We start from the raw sequence: 4813 nt of genomic DNA on the forward strand, positions 1-4813 counted from the left end.
GCGCTGGAGAGCTACCAGGACCTGCGCCGCCGCCTCGCGGGCGAACTGGGGCTCGACCCGGGCCCGGAGCTGACCGCGCTGCACGCGTCGATCCTGGCCGGCGACCCGTCCGAGCGGGCGCCGGCGCCCGCGCCGCGTCCGGTGAAGCCCACCTCGAACCTGCCGGCCCCGGTGACCGAGCTGATCGGACGCGACCACGACGTCCGCCGCGTCCGCGAACTGCTGGCGACGGGACGGCTCGTCACCCTGACCGGTCCGGGCGGCGTGGGCAAGACCAGCGTCGCGCTCGCGACCGCCCACGCCGTGGCCGACGCGTACCCGGACGGCGTGTGGCTGGTCGACCTGACCACGTGGGACGGGCGCGGCGACCCGGCGGAGACCGTGCTGTCCGTCCTGTCCATCCCGGACGTGCCGGGCGACGCGGAGACGGGCACCGGGGCGCGGCTCGCGGCGGCGCTGCGCGAGCGGCGGATGCTGCTGGTGCTGGACAACTGCGAGCACGTGATCGAGCCGGTGGCCGAACTGACCGGTGGGCTGCTGCCGGCCGCGCCCGGCCTGCGGGTGCTGGCCGCGAGCCGGGAGCCGCTGCGGCTGCGCGGCGAGGCGCGCTGGGACGTGGAGCCCCTCGACGTCCCGGGCACCGACGACCCGGACCGGCTGTCGCGGTCGCCCGCCGTCCGGCTGTTCCTCGCGCGGGCGGGGCTGGACCCGGCGCCGGAGACGGTCGCCGCCGTGGCGGAGGTGTGCCGCCGGCTGGACGGCATCCCGCTCGCCCTCGAACTCGCCGCGACCCGGGTGCCGGCGCTGGGCGTCGCCGAGCTCGCGGCCCGGCTGCGCGTGCCGCGCGACCGGTTCGGCCTGCTCGGCACCGGGCCGCGGGACGCGCCCGCCCGCCAGCGCACCCTGACCGCGGTGATCGACTGGAGCTGGCGGCTGCTGACCGGGCCGGAGCGGGCCGTGCTGCGCCGCCTCGCCGTCCACTCCGGAGGGTGCACGCTCGACGCCGCCGAGGCGCTGTGCGCCGGGGACGGGGTCGAGCCCGGCCAGGTGCTCGACCTGGTCGCCGGACTGGTGGACCGTTCCCTCGTCGTCCGCGCGCCCGGGCCCCGGTTCCGGCTGCTGGAGTCGGTGTCGGCGTTCTGCCACGACCGGCTGCGGGAGGCCGGGGAGGAGGCGGAGCTGCGCCGCCGCCACGCCGACCACTACCTCGCGCTGGCCGAGACGGCCGATCCGCGGCTGCGCGGGCCGGGCCAGCGCGAATGGCTGCTCCGGCTGGACGCCGAGAGCGCGAACCTGCGCGCGGCCCTGGACTCCTTCTGCGGGGACGGCGCGGCGGAGCGCGCGCTGCGGCTGGCCGGGACGCTGACCTGGTACTGGTTCCTGCGCGGCCGGTTCACCGAGGCCGACCGGGCGCTCGCCGCCGCCCTGGACGTGCCGGGCGAGGCGCCCGCCGGCGTCCGGGCGAAGGCGGCGGCCTGGCACGCCGGGCTGGCGCTCCTGCGGGGCCGGGCCGGGGCGGAGCGGGTCGCCGAGGTGCTGCGCGACGTGGAGGCGGTGGCGGATCCGGTCGAACGCGTCCGGGCCCAGTGGTTCATCGCGAGTTCGATGATCAGCTTCGGCGACGAGACGACCATCGCGAAGCTCCTGGCGTCCGCCCTGGGCACGGCCCTCGCCACCGGGGACCGCTGGGGCGAGGCGGCGGTGCTGAGCATCCGCACCGTCCTCGCCCACATGCGCGAGGAAACGGACGCCCTCGAACACGACGCCCGGCGCGGCAGCGAGCTGTTCGCCGAGCTGGGCGACGAGTGGGGCGTGCTCCAGGCCGCGAACTGGCTGATCGGCCTCGCGGACATGGCCGGCGACCACGCCGCGGCGGCCCGGCTCGCCCGGGACGGCCTCCGGATCGCCGAGGATCTCGGGCTCTGGTCCGACGTGACCGACCTGCTGAGCTGGCTCGCCTGGACGTCGGTGCAGGCCGGCGACCACGCGAGCGCCCGCGAGCAGGGCGAGCGGGCGCGGCGGCTGGCGGCCGAGCAGGGGCAGGCCGGGGAGGTGTTCGCCACCATCTCGGTGGCGTTCGCCGCGCGCCGCGGCGGCGATCTCGACGAGGCCGAGGAGCACCTGCGCTGGCTGCTGGCGACGGCCCGGGGGCGGCAGACCGAGGAGAGCCGCCCGCCGTACCTGCCGATGGTCCTGGCCGAGCTGGGGCTGCTGGCCGCGCGGCGCGGCGACCCGGCGACGGCGCTCGCCCACCACCGGGAGGCGTTCGCGGCGTGCCGCGACCAGGGCTCGGCGCGCGGGATGGCGTGGGCGCTCGCGGGCATGGCGGAGGCGCTGGCGCTGGACGGACGCCCCGGCGTCGCCGCGCGGCTGCTCGGCGCCGTGGAGACCACGCGGCGCGCGACCGTCCTGCCGCCGTCGCCCTCCGACCGCGCCGAACTCGACCGGATCACGGCGGCCGTCCGCGACGCGGAGCCGGATTTCGACGCCCTTTTCCAGCAGGGCGCCGAACTCACGCCCGAACAGGCCCGGTCCCTCGCGGACGAGGGTCGGGCCTGACTGGGGCACCGCCGTTTACTTCGGGACGTAGACGTGGACGGTGATCCCCGAAGCGAACTGGTTGACGTCGGCCAGCTTCAGGTGCGTGGTGTCGAAGCCCGCGTCCTCGAACAGGTGCCGGCCGGCCCCGACGATGACGGGGAAGTACCAGAAGTGGAACTCGTCGACCAGGCCGTGCTCGACGAGGGTGCGGTCGACCTCGCCGGTGCCCCACTTCAGGATGTCCTTGCCCGGCTGCTCCTTGAGCTTGGCGACCTCCTCGGGGACGTCCTTGAGGACGGTGGCGTTCCACTTGGGGGCCTCGGTCAGCGTCCGCGACGCCACGTACTTGGGCATCGCGTTGATCATGTCGGCGCCGGGGTCCCCGGCCCGCGACAGCCACGCGTCCGCCATCCCCTCGTAGGTGACCCGTCCGACGAGGATGGCGTCGGCCCTGGTGATCAGGCCGGCCGAGTAGTTCTTGTGGTCCTCGTCCCAGTAGGGCATGCCCCAGTGCTGCGGCTCCGCCCGGGACGCCGTCGACGGCGTGGTGTCGTTGATGACCCCGTCCAGTGACACGAACGTCGACTCGATCAGCTTGCGCATCGTGCTGCTCCCTCTGTCCTCCGGCGGCTCCCCGCCGGTTCGATGACTCCAAGCTGCCGGAGGCGCCTTACGGTTTCCTTCAGGTCCCCCATCGACGCGCCGTAAGGCGACTCTGCTGTGCTTGTATATGCCGGTGTGACGGCTCCTCTTTATGTGCCCGCAGGGACTTCGGCAGAGCGGACTGCGGACAATGACGAGCGGGTCGTGCGCGTCCTGGCCAGTACCGAGCAGCGTCTTGCGGCCCGCGTCGTCGACGGCGCCGTGGCGTTCGTGGTGGTCATGGCGGGCCTTTCGCCGGTCTATGTGGTCGGTCTGTTTTTCGAGGACGCCTCGTTTTCGTGGATGACGTGGGTGGGCATTCCGGCCGTGTTCCTCGGGGTCTTCGCCATGGTCCTGCTGCGTGTCGGGGGGATCGCGCGGTGGGGGTGCACGGTCGGGCAGCGGGTCGCAGGGATCCGGGTGGTGCGCCAGGAAGACGGGATGCGGCCGCCAGGGTGGCACCGGTCTTTCAAGCGGTACGCGCTTCCTCGGAGTTCGTCGTCCATTCCGCTGATCACCGATCCCTGGGAGCACAGGAAGGACGGACGGCTCGGGCAATGCCTGCACGACCGCCGGGCCAAGACGGTCGTCGTCCTGGCGCAGGCACCGCCCGCGCCTGCGGAGACCGGTGGGCTGGCGGTGCTCGGGTCCTCCGGTTCGGGTGCGGTGGGGGCTGACCATGTGCGGCGCTGGGAGAGGCGGGAGCGTCGGTGGCGCATTGCGCTCGGTTCCATTGCCGGGGTCCTCGGAGTGACCGTTCTGGCGGCGCCGGTCGTCATCGGGCTCACGGCCGGTGGGTCTTCATCCGGCGGGGCTTCATCCGGCGGGGGTCCGGCGTTCGAGGTGAACACCTTCTACGACGATGACATCCGGTTCGAGAACGCCTTCGGTGGCGCCTCGGAGACCTACGAACGTACGGCGGCCAAGGTGCTGGACGACGAGAAGGGCTGCCGCGCCGGTGCGACCAGTGAGCAGGCCCGTGGCGTCCTGCGGCAGGCCGGGTGCGAAGGGCGGATCGAGATCGCGTTCAAGACCCCCGACGGGGTGCTGGTCAGCAGCCACGTCCTCAGGTTCGCCGATCCGGGCGCGGCGAGTGATGCCGCGCGGCGCTTGCGGCACACCGATCTGCGGTTCGTGCCGGGTGGCGACCTGGAGCCGCCGGGCGGGGCGCAGGTCGGGCAGGTGGGCAGTCAGGACCGGTATGTCGTCGCGACGACCGCCGTGTCGCCCGCGCAGCCGGATGCCGCGGGCAAGGCGAAGAATGCCTTCCGGTTCATTCAGGCCCCTACTCTCAGCGTCATCCTCTGGCTGTGAGGGCGGGGATCGGCCTTTTCACCCGCCGGCCGCCTCTCGCCGGCCAGCGGGTGACGGGGTCGTGTCAGGAGGCCGCCACTCGGGCCGCCAGGGTCTTTTTGCTGATCTTGCCTACGGGGGTGCGGGGGAAGGCGTCGGCTGTTTCCAGGCGGTCGGGGAATTTGTAGGCGGCGAGGCCGCGTGTGCGGAGGAACTCCTTGATCTCGGGGAGGGCTGGCTCTTATACACATCTCCGAGCCCACGAGACCCTAAGACATATCGTATACCGTCTTCTGCTTGAAAAAAAACAAATATATCAGTATTGCCAGCACTCTTA

3 protein-coding genes are annotated in these 4813 nt (G+C 73.3%); 2 read left to right on the forward strand and 1 reads right to left on the reverse strand.

The features are described 5' to 3' along the window. Positions 1–2559: ATP-binding protein (locus ETD96_RS41460; RefSeq protein ID WP_138641955.1), on the forward strand; the 2559-nt coding region annotated here is incomplete at its 5' end. 15 nt (positions 2560–2574) lie between these two features. Here the strand turns inward: ETD96_RS41460 and ETD96_RS41465 are convergent. Beyond that, complete coding sequence (locus ETD96_RS41465) at positions 2575–3144, reverse strand: dihydrofolate reductase family protein (protein ID WP_138641956.1); 570 nt, start codon at positions 3142–3144, stop codon at positions 2575–2577. A 204-nt stretch (positions 3145–3348) separates the two neighbouring features. Between ETD96_RS41465 and ETD96_RS41470 the strand changes: the two genes are divergently transcribed. Continuing rightward, complete coding sequence (locus ETD96_RS41470; protein ID WP_171069496.1) at positions 3349–4497, forward strand: RDD family protein; 1149 nt, start codon at positions 3349–3351, stop codon at positions 4495–4497. Positions 4498–4813 lie beyond the last annotated feature (316 nt).

This window comes from Actinomadura geliboluensis, assembly GCF_005889745.1.
GTDB lineage: Bacteria > Actinomycetota > Actinomycetes > Streptosporangiales > Streptosporangiaceae > Spirillospora > Spirillospora geliboluensis.

Excerpts from the sequence above, each read along its gene's own strand:
- ETD96_RS41465 (WP_138641956.1), bottom strand. The coding sequence starts at position 3,144 with ATGCGCAAGCTGATCGAGTCGACGTTCGTGTCACTGGACGGGGTCATC.